Source organism: Pseudomonas sp. RP-B7, from assembly GCF_059803535.1.
Genome location: NZ_JAPFHC010000005.1, coordinates 43,529 through 61,918, shown reverse-complemented (window position 1 = coordinate 61,918; position 18,390 = coordinate 43,529). Strand labels below are relative to the sequence as shown.

Sequence of the window (18,390 nt, the reverse complement as noted above, 5' to 3'; positions counted from 1 at the left end):
TGCCGTCTATGAGTTCGGAGTGCATTGAGGGATGTGGCGCGATGATTTCGGCAAGACGTGTCCTGTCGGTGGCCACGTCTTATTGCCAATAGTCATATAGTTTAGCGAGGTTGCGACGTGCTTGATAAACTGAGTGTCGCTACTCTCATCTGATAAAGGCATTGTTGAAAAGATGCTTGTGTTTCTAAGTGGGCGTAATGTTGTACTCGGCTTCAAACTCATTATCAGTCCCGGCGCTGTTTGATATGAAGTTGAGTTTTCCCGTTAGGTGCGATGCCTTTTCGATGTAAATCATTTCGTAAGAGCCAGAGTCGGCGTTATAGAAAACTCCACCGCCATTACTGTCGATACGAATGCCAAAGGCCCACGGCCTGCCATCGCCATCGGTCACTTGGAAATCTCCCTTAGACGTACCATGCGCGAGTACGACGTTGAGTTCAATCAGGATCTTATCGCCAGATGGAAGTGTTGTTGATCCCGTCACGATCATGACCCCACTGGCCATGAAATAATATTCTGTAGCACTAAAAGAGCCGAAGGGCGATTTAGTTACGTTGAAGTAACCTCTGAACTTAGGGTTTTTGTTTGGTGTGGTGTTCATGGTGGATCTCTCTTATGCTTTTTATGGGGGTTTATCTCTATTGGGAGATGGTGCGAGTATAGGCGGCGAGCGTGGTGTGTCTACTGTCATACTTGACAGTGGTAGCCACCTGTCTCTTACCGTATGGTTTAAGGTTTTTATATGTGAGTGGGTGGTGGTGCTTTTTTATTTAACTATTGCAAGTTTCTATTGGCTGCTTTTAGTGCTCGGGTGAGTCAGGAGGTGATGAGACTCTAGCGCTTAGAAATGAATCCAGTGGTTGATGCAAGCCGCGCCAGCGCAGCCGACGGCGCACTAAGCGGTGGGTCAAGTATCTGGTGCAGTGACGGATACTCAGCACTCGGCGGCAAGTACCCTCCCACAGGTTTAGTGTGCTCGGCTTTTGAGCGTCAGGTACTTTCGCGCACCTGCAGCTCAAAGCCCATATCCACCACCGGCTTGGCCACCTTGTTGCCCGCCATGATCGTCAACAGATGCTCCGCTGAACGCCGACCAATCGCTTCACGCGGCGTGCTGATGCTGCTCAGGCGCGGCACCATGAACGATGACGACGGCAAGTCGTTGAAACCCAGCACCGCCACGCGTTCCGGCACCTTGATGCTGTGGCGCAGGGCTTCGAGCAGAGCGCCCTGGGCCAGGTCGTCATTGCCGAAGAAGATCGCGTCCACATCGGGATGGGCGGCCAGCAACTGCAGGAACAGTTCGCCGCCCAGGCCCACGGAGGACGGGCGTGGCGTCAGCACTTCCAGCGCCGGGTCGTACAGGCCGGCCTGTTGCAGCGCGCGGCGGAAACCTTCGCCACGCAGCAGGGTGCGTTGGTCCAGTTGCGCGCCTATATACGCCAGGCGCTTGCGCCCACGGGCCAGCAGGTGCGCAGCCGCCGTTTCACCGGCTGCCAGTTGCGAGAAGCCTACGCAGTTCACGCCGGCGTTGGGGTCCAGGTCCATCATGTAGACGCAGGGAACATTGCTGCTCTCGACCATCCGTCGGGCGCTCTCGGTCCGGTCGAAGCCGGTCAGCAGCAAACCCCGTGGCTGGTAGGCCATGTAGTTGCGCAGCAGGTTTTCTTCTTCGTCGCGCGAATAGTGGGAGTTGCCGATCAGCACTTCAAAACCCTTGGGCCGCAGCACTTGGTGGATGGCTTCGAGGGTTTCGATAAACAGCAGGTTGGACAGCGACGGCACGATCACCACCACCGAATGGCTCTGGGCCGAAGCCAGGGCGCGGGCGGCGGGGTTGACCACGTAATTCAACTCGGCAGCGGCGTGCTGGACTTTTTCGACCAGCTCAGTCGCTACGGTGCTGATGCCGCGCAGGGCGCGGGAGGCGGTAATCGGGCTGACGCCAGCGAGGCGGGCGACTTCGTTGAGGGTCGGGCGACCCGTGGTGCGCAATTTTTTATCGTTCTTGGAGGTCATCAGGCGGCTTGCCAAACAAAAATCGAGGCACTAAGGTAGCGCTGTCTCCAAAAGGCTGCAAATTCTTGAACAAAGGGTTGCCTGATCCTGTTCAAACGCTTGGAGCGGATGCACGCGTCACTCCATAAAAAAAGACAAGACGGCGCGGGAAAAGCCTGTTTTTGCACTAGCCTTACAGCGTGCAAAGGTAGCGCTATCTGCGTCCTGAGGTGTTTCATGAGTCAACCTGTTACTGCCCTGGTCATCATGGGTGTTGCTGGCTGTGGCAAGACCAGCGTCAGCGAAGCCGTGTGCCGTCTGAACGGCGCTACCGCCATCGAAGGCGACAGCTTCCACCCTGCCGCCAACATCGAAAAGATGAGCGCCGGCCACCCCCTCAACGACGACGACCGCGCCGGCTGGCTCGACATCCTTTGCGATGAACTGCGCCGTTCGCTAAAAGCCGGCGAACACCCGGTGCTCACCTGTTCAGCCCTCAAGAAGAAATACCGCGACCACCTGCGCGAAGCCGCGCCGGGCCTGGGTTTCGTGTTTCTGGAGTTGAGCCGTGAAGTGGCGTCCGACCGCGTGTCCCATCGCCCCGGCCATTTCATGCCGGCCAGCCTGATCGACAGCCAGTTCGCCACCCTTGAGTCACCCGTGGGCGAGCCGCTGACCCTGGCCCTCAACGCCAGCGTCGACAGCGTCGAGCAATTGGCCGAGCAGACCCATGCCTGGTGGCTGCAACACGGCTTCGAACCTTCCAAGTGATTTTTTGCCGGAAAAGATAGCGCTATCTACGGCAGGAAATTCAACACCCGCTTTAATAACAACAACAAACAGGAGAGACCCCCCATGTTTGGCATGTCCCACGAGTCCTACCTGCTGCTAGATGCAGTGGTCACTATCATCGGGTTGATCGTTCTGATCACCAAGTTCAAGGTTCATCCGTTCATTGCACTGATCATCGCGGCCGGCTTCCTCGGCCTGACCTCGGGCATGCCCGTGGACAAGATCATCAAGGCGTTCCAGGACGGCTTCGGCGGGGTGCTCGGCTTTGTCGGCATTATCCTCGCGCTGGGTACGATGCTCGGCAAGATGATGGCTGAATCCGGTGGTGCCGATCAGATCGCCCAGACCCTGATCCGTGCCTTCGGCAAGGAAAAGGTCCAGTGGGCCATGATGTTCGCCGCGTTCCTGGTGGGCATCCCGCTGTTCTTCGAGATCGGTTTTGTACTGCTGATCCCGCTGGTATTCATCGTCGCGCGCCGCACCGGCGTGTCGCTGATCAAGATCGGCATCCCGCTGCTCGCCGGCCTCTCGGCGGTGCACGGCCTGGTGCCACCGCACCCGGGCCCGCTGCTGGCCATCGGCGTGTTTGGCGCGGACATCGGCAAGACCATCCTGTACGGCCTGATCGTGGCACTGCCGACCGCCATCATTGCCGGCCCGATCTTCGGTACGTTTATCGCCAAGTACATCCCGGGCAATCCGTCCCAGGAACTGGTCGATCAACTGGCCCGCGAGTCGCAACACAAGTCGCTGCCGAGCTTCAGCATCACCCTGATCACCGTGCTGCTGCCGGTGTTCCTGATGTTGCTGAAAACCTTTGCCGACATCGGTCTGCCGGACGGCCATATCGTGCGCAACTGGATGGACATGATCGGTCACCCGATCTCCGCGCTGTTGCTGGCGTTGCTGCTGTCGCTGTACACCTTTGGCCATCGCCAGGGCATTCACTCCAAGCAGATCCTCAAGTTGCTCGACGCCAGCCTTGCGCCGACCGCCGCGATCATCCTGATCATCGGTGCCGGTGGTGGCTTCAAGCAGATGCTGGTGACCAGTGGTGTGGGCGACGTCATCGGCCATATGGCGGTGAACGCACAGATCAACCCGATCCTGCTGGCGTGGCTGGTGGCGGCGGTGATCCGCGTGGCGACCGGTTCGGCGACCGTGGCGACCATTACTGGCGCGGGCATCGTGGTGCCGGTGGTGGGGATGATTCCAGGGGTTAACCGTGAGCTGCTGGTGCTGGCGACGGGGGCGGGGTCGTTGATCCTGTCGCACGTCAACGATGCGGGCTTCTGGCTGGTGAAGCAGTACTTCAACATGACCGTGGCGGAAACGTTCAAGACGTGGACGGCGATGGAGACGATCCTGTCTGTGGTCGCGCTGATCTTCATCATGCTGTTGTCGCTGGTGGTGTAACAGGTACACCACAAAGATAGGGTTCAAACCCAATCCAAATGTGGGAGCGAGCAAGCCCGCTCCCACAGTTTTGACCCTATTCCTACAGGTTGATCGGGTCAGGCTTTAGGGCCTAGGCCATCAGCCCTGAACATCCCGCGAATCCCCCGCACCGCCTGCCGTATCCGGTCTTGGTTCTCGATCAGCGCAAAGCGCACATGATCGTCGCCATACTCACCAAAGCCGATGCCCGGCGACACACACACCTTCGCCTCCAGCAGCAGCTTCTTGGCAAACTCCAGCGAACCCATTTCGGCATACGCCTCGGGAATCTTCGCCCAGACGTACATCGACGCCTTTGGATTTTCCACCATCCAGCCCAGTTCATGCAGGCCCTTGACCAGCACGTTGCGGCGCTGGCGATACTGCTCGGCAATGTCCTTCACGCACTGTTGGTCGCCTTCCAGCGCGGCAATCGCCGCCACTTGCAGCGGGGTGAAGGTGCCGTAGTCGTGGTAGCTCTTGATGCGCGCCAGGGCGTTGACCAGTTCCGGGTTGCCCACCATGAAACCAATGCGCCAGCCGGCCATGTTGTAGCTCTTGGACAGGGTGAAGAACTCCACCGCAATGTCCTTGGCACCAGGCACTTGCATGATCGACGGGGCTTTCCAGCCGTCGTAGACGATGTCGGCGTAGGCCAGGTCGTGGATCACCAGCACGTCATATTGCTTGGCCAGGGCGATCACGCGCTCGAAGAAGTCCAGCTCCACGCACTGCGCGGTGGGGTTGGACGGAAAGCCCAGGATCATCATCTTTGGCTTGGGGATCGAGCCGCGAATCGCCCGTTCCAGTTCGGCGAAGAAGTCCACGCCAGGCACCAGCGGTACCGATCGCACCTGGGCGCCGGCAATCACGGCACCGTAGATGTGGATCGGGTAGCTGGGGTTGGGCACCAACACGGTGTCGCCCTGGTCCAGGGTGGCCAGCATCAAGTGCGCCAGGCCTTCCTTGGAACCGATGGTCACGATGGCTTCCGACTCGGGGTCGATGTCCACTTCATAACGGTCCTTGTACCAGCGCGAAATCGCCCGGCGCAGACGCGGAATGCCTTTGGAGGTGGAGTAGCCGTGGGTGTCTTCACGCTGGGCCACTTGTACGAGTTTCTCGACAATGTGCGGCGGCGTGGGGCCGTCGGGGTTGCCCATGCTCAAGTCGATGATGTCTTCGCCGCGCCGACGCGCAGCCATCTTCAGCTCGGCAGTGATATTGAAAACGTAAGGGGGGAGTCGATCTATGCGCGCAAAGCGGCGCGGCGAACCTTGGTCGGCCATTGTTGCCTCGAGAGTACGTAAGCGCCCGGAACCGTCCGAGCGACGTTGGCCACTGCGGTGGCCTGCGGGGCAGACAATACGGTCGATGATGGCCAGTTGTCCAGATGCGTAGGAAAATTTTCTGCTTGGAGTGCAGCGTCGATATAGCCCTATACTCGATGCGGGTTTGTTCCCCCATAAGAAGGAGACTGTTCCAATGGATCAGCACACAACACAACCGTTAGAGCCACGCATGGAAGAGGGTAAAGCCCTGGTGATCGCCGGTGTACAAGGGCGTTATTCGAAGGCCACCGTGGGTGATATTCCCAAATTGTGGGAGTTGTTCGACACCTGCATCAAAGACATCAAGCAACGCGTCGGCGGCGTGACTTACGGGGTGTGCCATAACCCCAACCACGGCGAGTTCGACTACATGGCCGGGGTGGAAGTGCCGCGTAAAAGCGATGTGCCCGGTAACTTCGAAACCGTTGAAATCCCAGCCCATCACTACGCCGTGTTCCCGCATTACGGGCCGGTACAGGCGCTGGAGCAGACCTATGAACGCATCATGTTCGAGTGGTTGCCGCACTCGGGCTTCAAGGTGGCGGGGCCGGATTTCGAGCGTTACAGCGCGGATTTTGATGTGACGAAGGGCACGGGGACGGTGGAGGTCTGGCTGCCGGTGGAGCCCAAGTAAACCCATCGATCTCTGTGGCGAGGGCGCCTGCTGGCGCTGGACTGCGCAGCAGGCCCCTCGCTGGGGGACGCTTCGTGCCCCAACGGGAGCAAGCTCCCTCGCTACAGGTCTAGCGTCGTTGACTCGGCAATGGCGCATTTCAACCTGCGCTCATACCCCACCCGCGCCTTGTACGCCTCCCCGCAATCCACCCATCCAGCTCCAAGATACAAGCCCATTGCTGCCACATTTTCGGTGTCCACCGACAACTCGATCCCCTTGATCTGCGGCCACGCCAGCAACGCCGCAGCGGGCAGCGCCTGCAAGCACGCCTTGCCGAACCCGCGCCCTTGTTGGCCACGATCGACTTGCAGCGCATGCAGCGTGGCGCTGTGCTCGTCGGCCCAATGGGGCAGGCACGGCGGGCGTTTGAGCAGCAGGAAAGCCACGGGCTGGTCGTCTGCGAGGAGGGCGAAGCCTTTGATGCCAGGGTTGGGATTGACCCGCAGGCTGTTCAGCGCGCAGTAGATGTCGCCGCAAAACGGCAGCTGTTCGGGGTGCACTTGCAGGCTGTCGAGCTGCTGTTTTTGCAACATGCTCAACGTCTCATAGGGGACGAGGCGGGTTTCCATCGGGGCTGCATCCCAAATACTACAAAGAGGCGCGGATTCTAGCGGGTTTGGCGCCGGTCTGTTCGAGTGCCACCTCCCGGCGCTGCGAACTATAGTGAATGCCGTGCACCGTTGACTCTCTGAACACAACAAACATAAGACTCAGGAGGTTTATTCCATGTCTACCCAACCTGCCGAATTTGAGTTGTCCATCAGCCGTGTGATCGACGCGCCCCGCAGCCGAGTGTTCCGCGCCTGGACCGAGCCGGCTCTGCTGCAACAATGGTGGGGCCCCCACGGCATGACCACCCCCGAATGCGAAATGAACCTGTGGGTCGGTGGGCTGTTTCGCACCCTGATGCGCGCGCCGGACGGCAGCGAATACCCGACCGAGGGCGTGTTCCTGGAAATCGTCGCGCCCCAGCGGCTGGTGTTTACCGATGCGTTCAGGCCGGGGTGGATCCCCTCGGGCAAGGCGTTCATGACCGCAGAAGTGACGTTGCAGGAGGTCGAAGGCAACAAGACGCTCTATACCGCGCGGGCGATGCATTGGAGTGCTGAGGATAAACAGGCGCATGAAGCGATGGGCTTTCATGACGGCTGGGGCCAGAGCCTGGATCGCTTGGTGACGCTGGTCACAACCGGCATGCGCGATTGACCAGGCTGTAGGCAATCAACACTGTGGGAGATTCTATGGTTGAGGGGCAGCATATCCGCCAACAGTACCGCCGCCTTCGCAGCCTCGCCAAAGCTCGACACATTTGCTCTGCATTGTTGCGCCCAGCATATTCGGGCATCACTCCAACATCTTGCCCAGTAACCAGCTCCCCGCCGGCCCCGGCGGGTGGTGGCGGGACCACAGGGCATCCACCGCCACCGACCGCGGCCAGCTGCGGGCCTTGAGCTCCACCAGGCGGCCGCCATCAAAACGCTCCACCAGCCAGCGCGGCAGCGGTGCCCAGCCAAAGCCGAGCTGGGCCATCTCCATCAACATCAAGTAACTGGGCGCCGACCACACCCGCCCGCTGGCACGGGTTTCAGTCGGGTTGATGATGCTCGCCAGGCGCAGTTCGCGGTGTTGGCGCAGGGTGTCGACGGGGATGCTTTTCAGCCTGGCCAGCGGATGTTCGGGCGCGGCAAACAGGGCGATTTCCGTGCGCTCTTGCACTGGCGCGCCGGTGAGGTCGGGCGGGTAAGTCTCCTGTTGTTCGATAAACGCGATCTGCGCCCGGCCACTCTGTACCAGGGCGATCAAGTCTTCGCACTCGGCGATCAAGCATTCCAGTTCAAGGTCCGGATAACGCTGTTCAAACGCACTGAGGGCGACTTCAAAGCGGTCGGACTGGTAGGTGTCGGACATCGCAATCGTCAGCTTCGGCTCCAGGCCCTGGGACAACTGGCTCGCCGCCAATTCCAGGCGGCTGCTGGCTTCCAGCACCTGTTCGGCGCGTTGCAGCAACACATGCCCGGCCGGGGTCAGCGTTGGCTTGCGGCTGCTGCGATCAAACAGCACCACGTCCAGGTCGATCTCCAGGCTCGCCACCGCCGCGCTGACCGTCGATTGGCTCTTGCCCAGCTTGCGCGCCGCCGCCGAAAACGAGCCCTGGGTCGCCGCCTGGACAAACGCCTGGAGCACTTCATGTGAGGCCATGACTATCGCCTTGATCGATGGTTATTGGTTATGAAGTATCGGCACAAGGGGTAATGATGGCAACCTCTTCACTCACGGAGCCGGGCCATGACCCCTACCAAATCGATGACTGAACGTGTGTGCCAAGCCCTGGGTTTTGAAGGCCTGGCCTTGTTGATCTGCACCCCGTTGCTGGTGTGGATCACCGGCCGGCCGGCGTTGGAGATGGGCGCTGTCACGCTGGGGATCAGCCTGTTGGCGCTGACCTGGAACATCATTTTCAACAGCCTGTTCGACCGCCTCAAGGCGCGTCTGCAACTGGCCAACAACAGCGGCACGCGGGTGCTGCATGCGCTGATGTTCGAAGGCGGGCTGATCCTGGTGTGTGTGCCGTTGATCGCGGCGTGGCTGAACATCAGCTTGATGGACGCGTTTATCCTCGACATCGGTGTACTGCTGTTCTTCCTGCCGTACACCTATGTCTATCACTGGGTCTATGACGTGCTGCGTGACAAGTTCCTACAGAAACATGCCGCCCGAGGCCTCGATGCGCTGCCCGGTGATCCAGTGGCTGCCGTCGGCCAGCAAGAGGGAAATGGCCCCGCCAATATCGTCCGGTAAACCGGCGCGACCCAGGGCGGTATTGTTGGCGACCATCGTGTTCAATGCGGCGTTGTCACGCACGGCGCCGCCGCCGAAATCGGTCTCGATGGCACCCGGTGCAAGGATGTTCACGCTGATGCCGCGACCGCCCAACTCCTTGGCCTGATAGCGCGTGAGCACTTCCATTGCGCCTTTCATCGCGGCATACGCGGCATAACCCGGCAGGCTGAAGCGCGCCAGGCCGCTGGAAATATTGAGAATGCGACCACCGTCGCGGATCAGCGGCAGCAGCTTCTGGGTCAGGAAGAATGGACCTTTGAATTGGATCGCCAGCAGTTGGTCGAACTGCGCCTCGGTGGTCTCGGCAAAGCTGGCATGGGCGCCGATGCCGGCGTTATTGATCAGAAAATCGAAGCGCTCCTGTGCGAAAACATCCTTGAGCAAAGTGCCGACGTCGCCAACAAAATCATTGAAGGTCGCGCTTTGGCCCACATCCAGTTGCAGCATCGCGGCACGGCCGCCCAGCGCCTGGATCTGCTCGGCCACCGCCTGGGCTTCGGCGGCAGCACTGTGGTAGGTGCCAATGATGTCGACGCCTTGTGCTGCCAGGTGCAGCGCGGTGCTTTTGCCCAGGCCACGGCTGGCGCCGGTGATCAATGCGATTTTACGGGTCATGGTGCAATCCTCTCGGGTGGTCAGTGGGATTGAGTGTATTTGTCCGGTCATTACGTGATAAACAGCGCTATACCGGAATCACTGGCCGGATAAAGCGAACAATCCCATGAACAAACTTGAGCTGTTGCGCACCTTTGTGCGCGTTACCGAACTGTCGAGTTTCACCGGCGCGGGCGAGAGCCTGGGGCTGCCGCGCTCCACCGTGTCCGAGCATGTACAGGCGCTGGAAGAACTGCTCGGCACGCGCCTGCTGCAGCGCACCACGCGCAAGGTCCAGGCGACCCAGGACGGTCGCGTGTTGTATGAGCGCAGCAAGGACTTGCTGGCGCACATGGACGAGCTGGAAGGGCTGTTCCGCCAGGATGAAGCGCAACTGAGCGGGCGCATTCGCGTGGACATGCCCAACGTGATGGCACGGGAATTGATCCTGCCGCGCCTGCCCGAATTCATGGATGCGCACCCGTTGATCGAACTGGAAATCAGCAGCACCGACCGCCAGGTCGACCTGCTCGCCGAAGGCTTCGATTGCGTACTGCGCGTCGGCGCGCAGCCGGACCAGACCGTCGTCGCGCGGCTGCTGTGCCGCCTGCCGATGATCAACTGCGCCAGCGCGGCGTACTTGCAACGGTATGGCGTGCCCCAGACGCTGGCCGACCTCGCGCATCATCACCTGGTGCATTATGTGCGCCCGTTGGGCTCACGTTCGGCGGGATTCGAGTACCAACAGGGCAACAAGGTGCAGCGCATTCCCATGGCCGGGCGGGTCACGGTCAACAGCACTGACGCGTACCGTGTGGCGTGCCTGGGCGGGTTTGGGATTACTCAGGTGCCGGCCCTGGGGATTCGCGAGTTGCTGGCCAGTGGGGAACTGGTGGCGGTGTTGCCCGATTACCCGGCTCCGCCGTTGGATGTGTCGTTGCTGTACGCCGGTCAGCGGCACTTGCCGCAGCGAGTGCGGGTATTCATGGATTGGTTGGCCACTCTTTTACAGTCGCAGTTGTAGCCAATGTGGGAGGTGGCTTGCCCCTCCCACATTTTTACCCTCTGTCGGGTCAGAAGAGTTTGGTGAATAGCCAGTAGAGGCTGCCCGACAACACAATCGCCGCCGGCAACGTCAACACCCACGCCATCAACAGATTGCGGATGGTCTTCATCTGCAACCCGCCGCCATTGGCCACCATGGTTCCCGCCACACCGGAGGACAGCACATGGGTGGTCGACACCGGCAAGCCAAACATATCCGCCGCGCCGATGGTCAGCATCGCCACGGTTTCCGCCGAAGCCCCTTGGGCATAGGTCATGTGGGTCTTGCCGATCTTCTCGCCCACCGTCACCACGATGCGTTTCCAGCCGACCATGGTGCCCAGGCCGAGGGCGATGGCCACGGCGATCTTCACCCACAGCGGGATAAAGCGCGTGGAGTTGTCGATCTGTTGCTTGAACAGTTGCAGCTTGCTTTGGGTATCGGCGTCGAAATTGCCGACCTTGCCTTTGTCCATCAAGCGAATGGTTTCGCTGGTCAGGTACATGTCGTTACGCACGTTGCCCACCGCTTCGGCGGGGACCTTGGCCAGGGAACCGTAGCCTTTGACCTGCTCGCCGATCTGCCCGGCGAGGGCGGCGAGGGCCGGGATCAGTTGCGGAGTGACTTCCTTGGTACTGACGTACGCCGACAGAATCGGCCGCGGGTTGCCCGGCAATGCCTGCGGCGCGCTTTTCGCCAGCGCCACTTGAGTCACTTCGGCCACGGCGGCGAATTGTAAGGATTGCTCGGCGGGCATGGTGCGGTTCAGCGCGTAGGCCATCGGCAACGTGCCCACCAGGATCAGCATGATCAGGCCCATGCCTTTTTGCCCATCGTTGGAGCCGTGGGCGAACGACACACCGGTGCAGGTGGCGATCAGCATGCCGCGAATCCACCACGGCGGCGGGGTATCGCCTTTCGGCGCCTTGTACAGCGAACGGTTCTTCACAAACGCGCGCAGGGCCAGCAACAGCAGGGCGGCAAAGCCAAAGCCGATCAGCGGCGACAGCAGCAGCGCGTAACCGATCTTGGTGGCCTGGGCCCAATCCACTCCGCTGGTGCCGTCACGCCCGTGCATCAAGGCATTCGCCACGCCGACGCCGATGATTGAGCCGATCAGTGTGTGGGACGACGAGGCCGGCAAACCCAGCCACCAGGTGCCCAGGTTCCACAGGATCGCGGCGATCAGCAGGGCGAAGATCATCGCGAAACCGGCCGACGAGCCGACCTGCAAAATCAGCTCCACCGGCAGCAGGGCAATGATGCCGAACGCCACGGCACCGCTGGAGAGCAGCACGCCGAGGAAGTTGAAAAAGCCCGACCACACCACCGCAAAATGCGGCGGCAGCGAGTTGGTGTAGATCACCGTCGCCACCGCGTTGGCGGTGTCGTGGAAGCCGTTGACGAACTCGAAGCCCAGGGCAATCAACAGCGCCACGCCGAGCAGCAGGAAGGGGGTCCAGGTGGTGACCACCGTGCCCAGTTCGTGCATGTCGTGCATCAGGCTGTAGGCGGTGAACAGCAGGCCCATGGCGAGCACGGCGAAGAAAATGATCACCGTGAGCAGGTTGGGCTTCTTGTCCAGCCGGGGTTTGGGGTCTGCGGGGGAGGCGTGCGTGGAGGCAGTCAGGGAAGGGGTGGCCATGCCGGAGCATCCAGTGTGAGAGGGATGCTGCCCATGATCATTGCAGAATGTTACAGAGATGCTGCCATATGTCAGTGTTTTAATGATTGAAGATGCCGCTGGTCGAGATCACACCGCAGGGCCAAATGTGGGAGCGACCACATTTTCAATGGCGTTCCAGTTCAGTAATCCTTGCGTTTGCGGAACGCCCAGCGCCCGGCAATCAGGGTAAAGGTCGCGACCAAGGCCACTAATATCCAGAAGCCTTCCGGGTCCTGGGAAAGCGGCACGCCCCCCACGTTCATGCCGAAAAAACCGGCAATGATGTTGATCGGCAATGCCAGCACCGTCACCACCGTCAGGGTGAACAGCGTGCGGTTGCTTTGCTCGTTGAGGTTGGCGGCGATCTCTTCCTGCAACAGCTTGATACGTTCTCCGAGCGCCGTGAGGTCGTTGATGATCAGCGCAAACTCTTCGGTGGATTTGCGCAACTCCTTCACGTCTTCCTTTTGCAGCCACTGCGGTGGGCGGTTGAGCAGGCGCAGCAGCGAGCCCGGTTCCAGCGCCAGCAGGCGTTGCAGGCGCACCAGCACCCGCCGCGCGGCACCGAGTTCGGCGCGGTTGGTGGACAGGCGCGAAGACAGCAACTGGTCTTCGATATGGTCGACGCTGATGCTGGTCTTGCGCACGATCTGCGTCAGCACCTCGCCCTGATCGCGCAGCAGATGCACGAGCAACTCCAGCGGCGAACGGAAGCGTTCCCCGGCCTTTACCGACGAGCGCAGTTTGTCCACCGAGTGCAACGGTTGCAGGCGTGCACTGATCAGCAGGCGGCTGCGGGCGCACACCCACAGCGTGGAAATATCCGACGAGACCATGCTGCTGAAGTTGAACACCACGTCGTTGACCACCGCCAGCAAGGCCGAGTCGACGTGTTCGATACGGGTGGAGCGTGAGCCTTCGTGCAGGGCTTCGAAGAACTCATCCGGCAATTCCAGGTGCTTCTGCATCCAGCGTTCGCACGCGGCATGGGCCAGGTTCAGGTGCAGCCACAGGAATTCTTCCGGGTCTTGTGGGGCCTGTAGCGCAGCCAGTGCGGTGGCCGAGTCGATCTGTTCACCCTTTTCGCCTGGGCGAAAACGAAAACCGTAGAGCAAGCCGAACAGGTCGCAGTCCTGGTGGCTGTGGTCAATGCTGTGATTCATGGAGGCTCGCAGGGAAAGGGCCTGTAGGACGTTTCACAGGTCGCGTAGCCGAATCATTGCAAGGGGAATTGACAGTTTTGTGACGGCTTTGTGTTTATTTCCGCTGCGTGAGGTTTATTTGATTATTTCTCAGGGAACGTTCAAACAGCGTCTAGCCCGGCAGATACGGCGCGCTTGGGCGCCTGATGAACCTGTGGGAGCTGGCTTGCTCGCGAAGGCGGTCTATCAGAAACACATTCAGTGACTGATCCACCGCCTTCGCGAGCAAGCCCGCACACACATTGGGTTCTGCGTTTTGATCAAGTATCCAGTTTGTTTTCCAGCACTTCGCCGGTCTTGGCGTCGAGCTTCACGTCCCACTTCTTGCCGGTGGTGTCGGTCAGTTCAACTTCGTAGACCAGGCGACCGGCCTTGTCCTCAAGCTCGGTGTCGTTGATCACGGCGCCAGGGTGTTTGGCCAGGGCGTCTTTGTTGAGTTGTTCAAAAGGCTTCACCGCGCCGGATTGCAACAGGCTTGGAATCTGGTCAGGGCGAACGTCGGCTTGAGCCAGGCCGGCGGTCAGGGTCAAGGCGGTGGCGGCGAACAAAGCGGTCAGGGTTTTCATCGTGTGGGTCCTTTTGGGGTGAGCTGTTTAAGTGGCCTCAGGTTAGTCAGCGCAACTTAACTCACCCTTAATTATTTCAAGCAGTTGCGCAGTTTGTTCAATTCGTCGGGCGCGGCGGGTTTCATGCCGGGGGCTGTGGCAACCGCACCTGCTGCTGGTGTTCGCGGGCACTGCGTTTTATCGCGATGCCTACCGCACGGCCTCCAAGGACAGGTCTGCGTGCAACAACGGGGCGAGATCGAACACGGCAGGCTCGGCATATAGCACCGATACCTCACCCTGGCTCGCAAGAATGGCGTGGGGCTGACGCGAAGGGATAAACAGACGATGGGCCCTGGTGACCTGGCCGTCGGGGTTGACCGTGATCGGCGAGCCGTTGGAGCACATCACCTGATGCGCATAGTACGCATGGGGCGCGGTACGCCCCAGCTCGCCGATGATCAGGCCGTAGTCACGCCCCAACCACAGGCGGCCTGACCAATGGGCCTTCACTCAATACTTATAGTCGTTCAGCAAGTCCTGCACGCTGGACGACGGCCAGCGCTTGTAGAACTTCAGCAGTTCGGCCGCGCGGTTGGTGAAGATGCCGTCCACGCCAGCCTTCATCACCTTGTCGAAGTCCACCGGCTCGTCGACGGTGTAGACGTGCACCAGCAGGCCTTTGTCGTGGGTCAGCTTGTTCATTTCAGGCTTGACCAGGTTCGAATAACTTTGATCGCCATGGGCGGTCAGCTCAGCCGACGGGCCAGTACCGATGGCGCCGAGGCTCTTGGCTTCGTCGACCCACTTTTCGAACTCGGCGGCGTCTTTCGGCTCTTGCTTGGCATAGTAGGCGGCCTTGGTGGTTTCGCCGGACTCGGCGAACGTCTGCTTGGATTTTGGCTCGATGCTGCCTTCACCGACCCACAACAGCAGGATTTTCGGGGTGTTCGGCATCTCTTTTTGCAGCTCGACCAGGCTCGACTTCTCGAAGGTTTGCAGCACCACGCGGCCCTTGCCCTGGCCGACACCGGTGTTGCTCTTGCCCAGCTTGGAGCCGGCGGAACTCAACCAGCCTTTATCCAGCAGCTTGTTTTTCAGGTCGGCCTCGATGCCCGGGAATTGCTTGGGCTCCTTGGTCTCGATGTACAGGCCGGGTTTGTGCTGTGGGTTGCCTTCGGCGATCTTGATGATGTCGTCCAGGCTCTGGATTTTCAGGCCGACGAAACCCGGGCGGGCGCGGTCCGGGTAAGCGGCGTTGAACCAGCTGCCGGCGTCGAGGCTTTGCAGTTCTTTCCAGGTGAATTCGTTGGCCGGTGCGTCTTTGCGCTCGGGGAACTTGGTGGCCACGTCGGTGGTGCGCTGCAGGTTGTTGTCGTGCAGGGCGAACAGCACGCCGTCCTTGCTGCGTTGCAGGTCCATTTCCAGGTAGTCGGCACCCAGGTCGCGTGCAACTTTGTAGGCGGCGGCGGTGGATTCGGGAGCGTCGTACGAGGCGCCACGGTGAGCGATGACGGCGGGATACGGAATGCCTTCGTTTGTCGCCAATTCAGCCGGGCTGATCGGATCGGCAGCCTGGGCCTGGCCGAGGCCAAGCGTCAGGGCGAGCAGCAGGGCGCTCTTGGTGAACGTGACAGGCATATGCGAAGTCCTTTCGTGGAGGTAGCTTTGAGAAGGCCTCCTTTTTAACAATTGATTGCGAACGGCGCCATCACCAAACCGACATTAACGTGCGCATGCGCCAATTTTCTGGGTTTTTTTGCGGTGCATTGCAGTACTCTTGCCCGAAGCTTCCCCGCCAGAGGGCGGCAATTTCTGCCACGCGTGTAAACCATCTTTCCAGTCCATGTGGGACTTTTCAGTGAGGTTTACCATGCGCATCACTTCCGAGCTTATCTGCCAGGCTGCCGACAGACTCCACGGTTTTGTCGGACTGAACCGCAAGACCGGGCAGTACATCGTGCGTTTCAGCGAAGACTCCTTCGGCATGGATGTGGCCGATGACGGCATCATCCCCACCGCCGAATTTGTCTGGCTGCCCGCCGAGGATGACACCATGACGTTGTCCCGCGAGCGCATCCAATTGCTGCTGGACCAGAACATCGACGACCGCATCAACATCAGTGAGCCGCTGCGGGTGTACATGCGCCGGGTCGAGATCCCGCAGATTGCTGCGTTGCGCAGTCTGGTCAGCTAGCTACCTGTTTGCGAGGTTATAGAGAGCCAAATGTGGCAGCGGGCAAGCCCGCTCCCACAGGGGGTCAGCATTTCAGTTCTGGAACGCATAGTCCCGTTCGACTTTGCACACCCGTGTCTGAAACGCCGAGTACCAAAGGGCCCGTCCTTGCTCACGCACGGCACTGTGCTCGGCTTGCCGCTTCCACGCCAGGATCGCCGCCTCGCTTTGCCAGTACGACACGGTGATCCCCAGGCCATCCTCCCGCGCCGATTCCACCCCGAGAAACCCCGGTTGCCCACGCGCCAGTTCCAGCATGCGCGTGGCGGCCGCGCCGTAGCCGTGATCGCCCTCGGTGCGCAGCGAGCTGAAAATCACCGCGTAGTAGGGCGGGGTGGGTGTGGCGGCGATCATGCGGACACCTCCCGGCAGGCGTTGAGCAAGGCCATCGCCAGCGGCGGCGTGATGCCGTTGAGGGCGGCGCGTTCGGGTTGGAACAAGGTGGCGACGAAAAACGGGTGATCGAGCAACTCCACCGCGCGCAGATCGCCCGCCGAGTCGTGGCCGCAGGCAATCAAGTCGCCTTCGAGCAGGGCATCGAGAAACTCGCGATTGACCCCGTAGCGGCAGCGATAGCCCTCTTCAAGGTCCAGCGTGCCGTAGGCCTCGGCGATGCGGGTGTAGGGCGCCAGACGCACGCGGTCGGTGGCTTCCACCAGGGCGCAGCTCAGCGGCGCGATCACCGCGCGTTTGGCCTCGGGGTTCAGTTCGCCATGTTGCGCATCCGCCCAGCCCAATACGTTGCGGGCATATTCCAGCACTGCGTGCTGAAAACCGCCGCAGGTGCCGAGGAACGGTCGCCGCTGCTCGCGGGCAAAACGGATGGCTTGCAGGGCGCCGTCGGTGTCGCGATAGGGGCTGGCGGGCACGCACCAAAAACCGTCAAAGCCGTGCAGCGATGGCAAGTTGTCGGTGTCGAGCCATTGCAGGTGAACGGTCAGGCCAAGCCTGTCGGCTGCCTGTTGCAGGGCCACGGGAATGGCTTGGTGCGCGGTGACAGCGGGGTGGTGCTCGCCGATCAGGGCGAGGTGCAGCGTAGAGGCGTTCATCCTGTGCATCCCATGGCTTGTGGTGTCCTGGGGCGCACTATAAATTGGCGTTCACGCAATCAATATTGGCGTTTACCCATATGTTCAATGCGTCAACGCACTATCAGATTGACTACCCCGACCTGTCGCTGATCCTCGCCCTGGTGCGCGGTGGCTCCCTCGCGAGGGCGGCGGCGTTGTTGCGGGTGGACGTGTCCACGGTGTTTCGCGCAGTGCGGCGCCTGGAGGCGGCATTGGGCCAGACGCTGTTTGAAAAAAGCCGCGCCGGCTACTTGCCCACGGGCTTGGCGCGGGACCTGGCGCAACAGGCCGAACGTGCCGAACAAGCGCTGGAGGCGGCGCGCATTGGCGTGGAGCAGGGCGGTGAAGTGATCAGCGGCACGGTGCGCCTGACCTGTACCGACTCGGTGTTGCAAGGGTTGCTGCTGCCCGCCTTGGCGCAATTCATGCCGGATTACCCGGCGCTGACCCTGGAGCTGAGTACGTCCAACGACTTCGCCAACCTCAGCCGCCGCGATGCGGACATCGCCCTACGCTTGACCAAGACGCCGCCGGAGTACCTTGTAGGACGCTGCCTCGGCAACGTCGCCTACCAGGTGTGTGCGAGCCCGGGTTTTGCGCGTGAGCATGCCGGGCGCGAGTTGGCCGAACTGGCCTGGATCGCCCCGGATGATTTCATGCCGGACCATCCGACGGTGGCCTGGCGTCGCGAGCACCTGCCGGGTGTACGCCTTGGTTATCGCTGCAACAGCATGCTGTCGGTCACCGAACTGGTGCGTGCCGGGCTGGGTGTGGCGGCGTTGCCGGACTTTCTCCTGGATGAAGGCTTGCAACCGATGGGGCCGACGTTGACAGGGTATGGCACGGCGCTGTGGTTGCTCACCCGTCCTGACTGCCGGGCGTTGCGCTCGGTGGTGGCGTTGTTTGATGAATTGGGGCGGCACATCCGGATGAAACCCTAGACCCAAATCAAAAATG

Annotated in this window: 21 protein-coding genes; 8 read left to right on the top strand and 13 right to left on the bottom strand. The window is 60.8% G+C overall.

Annotated elements, in window-relative coordinates; all coding sequences use genetic code 11:
* Positions 1 to 184: 184 nt before the first annotated feature.
* Positions 185 to 601, bottom strand: coding sequence for a hypothetical protein (locus OPU96_RS07090; protein ID WP_305391418.1), 417 nt, complete (start codon positions 599 to 601; stop codon positions 185 to 187).
* A gap of 389 nt (positions 602 to 990) precedes the next feature.
* The gene (gene gntR / locus OPU96_RS07085; RefSeq protein WP_498558936.1) at positions 991 to 2,022 is read right to left on the bottom strand and encodes an HTH-type transcriptional regulator GntR; all 1,032 of its coding nucleotides are present in this window, start codon (positions 2,020 to 2,022) and stop codon (positions 991 to 993) included.
* 213 nt (positions 2,023 to 2,235) lie between these two features.
* Between gntR and OPU96_RS07080 the strand changes: the two genes are divergently transcribed.
* The gene (locus tag OPU96_RS07080; RefSeq protein ID WP_192301042.1) at positions 2,236 to 2,769 is read left to right on the top strand and encodes a gluconokinase; all 534 of its coding nucleotides are present in this window, start codon (positions 2,236 to 2,238) and stop codon (positions 2,767 to 2,769) included.
* An 84-nt stretch (positions 2,770 to 2,853) separates the two neighbouring features.
* The gene (locus OPU96_RS07075) at positions 2,854 to 4,206 is read left to right on the top strand and encodes a GntP family permease (protein WP_192301043.1); all 1,353 of its coding nucleotides are present in this window, start codon (positions 2,854 to 2,856) and stop codon (positions 4,204 to 4,206) included.
* Between the two features lie 98 nt (positions 4,207 to 4,304).
* On the opposite strand, the gene alaC is transcribed toward OPU96_RS07075, so the two are convergent.
* Positions 4,305 to 5,516 carry an alanine transaminase gene (gene alaC / locus OPU96_RS07070; RefSeq protein ID WP_192301044.1) on the bottom strand — a complete coding sequence of 404 codons (1,212 nt, stop codon included), beginning with the start codon at positions 5,514 to 5,516 and terminating at the stop codon, positions 4,305 to 4,307.
* A gap of 196 nt (positions 5,517 to 5,712) precedes the next feature.
* On the opposite strand from alaC, the gene OPU96_RS07065 reads away from it, so the two are divergent.
* Positions 5,713 to 6,192, top strand: a complete 480-nt coding sequence (locus OPU96_RS07065; RefSeq protein ID WP_226456203.1) for a GyrI-like domain-containing protein — start codon at positions 5,713 to 5,715, stop codon at positions 6,190 to 6,192.
* A gap of 101 nt (positions 6,193 to 6,293) precedes the next feature.
* On the opposite strand, the gene OPU96_RS07060 is transcribed toward OPU96_RS07065, so the two are convergent.
* Entirely contained in the window at positions 6,294 to 6,803 is a 510-nt protein-coding gene (locus tag OPU96_RS07060; protein WP_305391416.1) for a GNAT family N-acetyltransferase, read from the bottom strand.
* Between the two features lie 157 nt (positions 6,804 to 6,960).
* Between OPU96_RS07060 and OPU96_RS07055 the strand changes: the two genes are divergently transcribed.
* A complete protein-coding gene (locus tag OPU96_RS07055) occupies positions 6,961 to 7,440 on the top strand; it encodes an SRPBCC family protein (RefSeq protein ID WP_226456201.1) in 480 nt (159 codons plus the stop codon).
* 138 nt (positions 7,441 to 7,578) lie between these two features.
* Here OPU96_RS07055 and OPU96_RS07050 read toward each other — a convergent pair whose 3' ends face one another.
* Positions 7,579 to 8,433: a LysR family transcriptional regulator gene (locus OPU96_RS07050; protein ID WP_192301048.1), complete on the bottom strand. Its 855-nt coding sequence runs from the start codon at positions 8,431 to 8,433 to the stop codon at positions 7,579 to 7,581.
* A gap of 87 nt (positions 8,434 to 8,520) precedes the next feature.
* Here OPU96_RS07050 and OPU96_RS07045 point away from each other — a divergent pair, with 87 nt between their 5' ends.
* The gene (locus OPU96_RS07045; protein ID WP_226456199.1) at positions 8,521 to 9,033 is read left to right on the top strand and encodes a multidrug/biocide efflux PACE transporter; all 513 of its coding nucleotides are present in this window, start codon (positions 8,521 to 8,523) and stop codon (positions 9,031 to 9,033) included.
* On the opposite strand, the gene OPU96_RS07040 is transcribed toward OPU96_RS07045, so the two are convergent.
* The gene (locus OPU96_RS07040; RefSeq protein WP_192301050.1) at positions 8,932 to 9,690 is read right to left on the bottom strand and encodes an SDR family NAD(P)-dependent oxidoreductase; all 759 of its coding nucleotides are present in this window, start codon (positions 9,688 to 9,690) and stop codon (positions 8,932 to 8,934) included. The two genes, OPU96_RS07045 and OPU96_RS07040, sit on opposite strands and share 102 nt — an antisense overlap.
* Positions 9,691 to 9,796: 106 nt before the next feature.
* On the opposite strand from OPU96_RS07040, the gene OPU96_RS07035 reads away from it, so the two are divergent.
* Positions 9,797 to 10,693, top strand: a complete 897-nt coding sequence (locus OPU96_RS07035; RefSeq protein ID WP_192301051.1) for a LysR family transcriptional regulator — start codon at positions 9,797 to 9,799, stop codon at positions 10,691 to 10,693.
* A 49-nt stretch (positions 10,694 to 10,742) separates the two neighbouring features.
* On the opposite strand, the gene OPU96_RS07030 is transcribed toward OPU96_RS07035, so the two are convergent.
* The 5 genes from OPU96_RS07030 to OPU96_RS07010 all read right to left on the bottom strand — a co-directional run bounded on the left by OPU96_RS07030 (position 10,743) and on the right by OPU96_RS07010 (position 15,768).
* Positions 10,743 to 12,359, bottom strand: a complete 1,617-nt coding sequence (locus tag OPU96_RS07030; protein ID WP_192301052.1) for an inorganic phosphate transporter — start codon at positions 12,357 to 12,359, stop codon at positions 10,743 to 10,745.
* Positions 12,360 to 12,520: 161 nt separating this feature from the next.
* Entirely contained in the window at positions 12,521 to 13,543 is a 1,023-nt protein-coding gene (locus tag OPU96_RS07025; protein WP_498558909.1) for a transporter, read from the bottom strand.
* Positions 13,544 to 13,842: 299 nt separating this feature from the next.
* A complete protein-coding gene (locus tag OPU96_RS07020; RefSeq protein ID WP_498558908.1) occupies positions 13,843 to 14,148 on the bottom strand; it encodes a PepSY domain-containing protein in 306 nt (101 codons plus the stop codon).
* Positions 14,149 to 14,337: 189 nt separating this feature from the next.
* Positions 14,338 to 14,640, bottom strand: a complete 303-nt coding sequence (locus OPU96_RS07015; RefSeq protein ID WP_226456198.1) for a hypothetical protein — start codon at positions 14,638 to 14,640, stop codon at positions 14,338 to 14,340.
* On the bottom strand, positions 14,641 to 15,768 hold the full coding sequence (locus OPU96_RS07010) for a glycerophosphodiester phosphodiesterase family protein (protein WP_192301056.1): 1,128 nt from the start codon (positions 15,766 to 15,768) through the stop codon (positions 14,641 to 14,643).
* 232 nt (positions 15,769 to 16,000) lie between these two features.
* Here OPU96_RS07010 and OPU96_RS07005 point away from each other — a divergent pair, with 232 nt between their 5' ends.
* Complete coding sequence (locus OPU96_RS07005) at positions 16,001 to 16,324, top strand: DUF2025 family protein (RefSeq protein WP_192301057.1); 324 nt, start codon at positions 16,001 to 16,003, stop codon at positions 16,322 to 16,324.
* 72 nt (positions 16,325 to 16,396) lie between these two features.
* Here the strand turns inward: OPU96_RS07005 and OPU96_RS07000 are convergent, their stop codons facing one another.
* Together OPU96_RS07000 and OPU96_RS06995 are read right to left on the bottom strand one after the other, a co-directional pair.
* Positions 16,397 to 16,717 carry an antibiotic biosynthesis monooxygenase family protein gene (locus OPU96_RS07000; RefSeq protein WP_226456197.1) on the bottom strand — a complete coding sequence of 107 codons (321 nt, stop codon included), beginning with the start codon at positions 16,715 to 16,717 and terminating at the stop codon, positions 16,397 to 16,399.
* Entirely contained in the window at positions 16,714 to 17,412 is a 699-nt protein-coding gene (locus OPU96_RS06995) for a CTP synthase C-terminal region-related (seleno)protein (RefSeq protein WP_498558907.1), read from the bottom strand. The genes OPU96_RS07000 and OPU96_RS06995 overlap by 4 nt, the downstream gene beginning before the upstream one ends.
* A gap of 80 nt (positions 17,413 to 17,492) precedes the next feature.
* Between OPU96_RS06995 and OPU96_RS06990 the strand changes: the two genes are divergently transcribed.
* Positions 17,493 to 18,374, top strand: coding sequence for a LysR family transcriptional regulator (locus OPU96_RS06990; RefSeq protein ID WP_498558906.1), 882 nt, complete (start codon positions 17,493 to 17,495; stop codon positions 18,372 to 18,374).
* Positions 18,375 to 18,390: the final 16 nt, after the last annotated feature.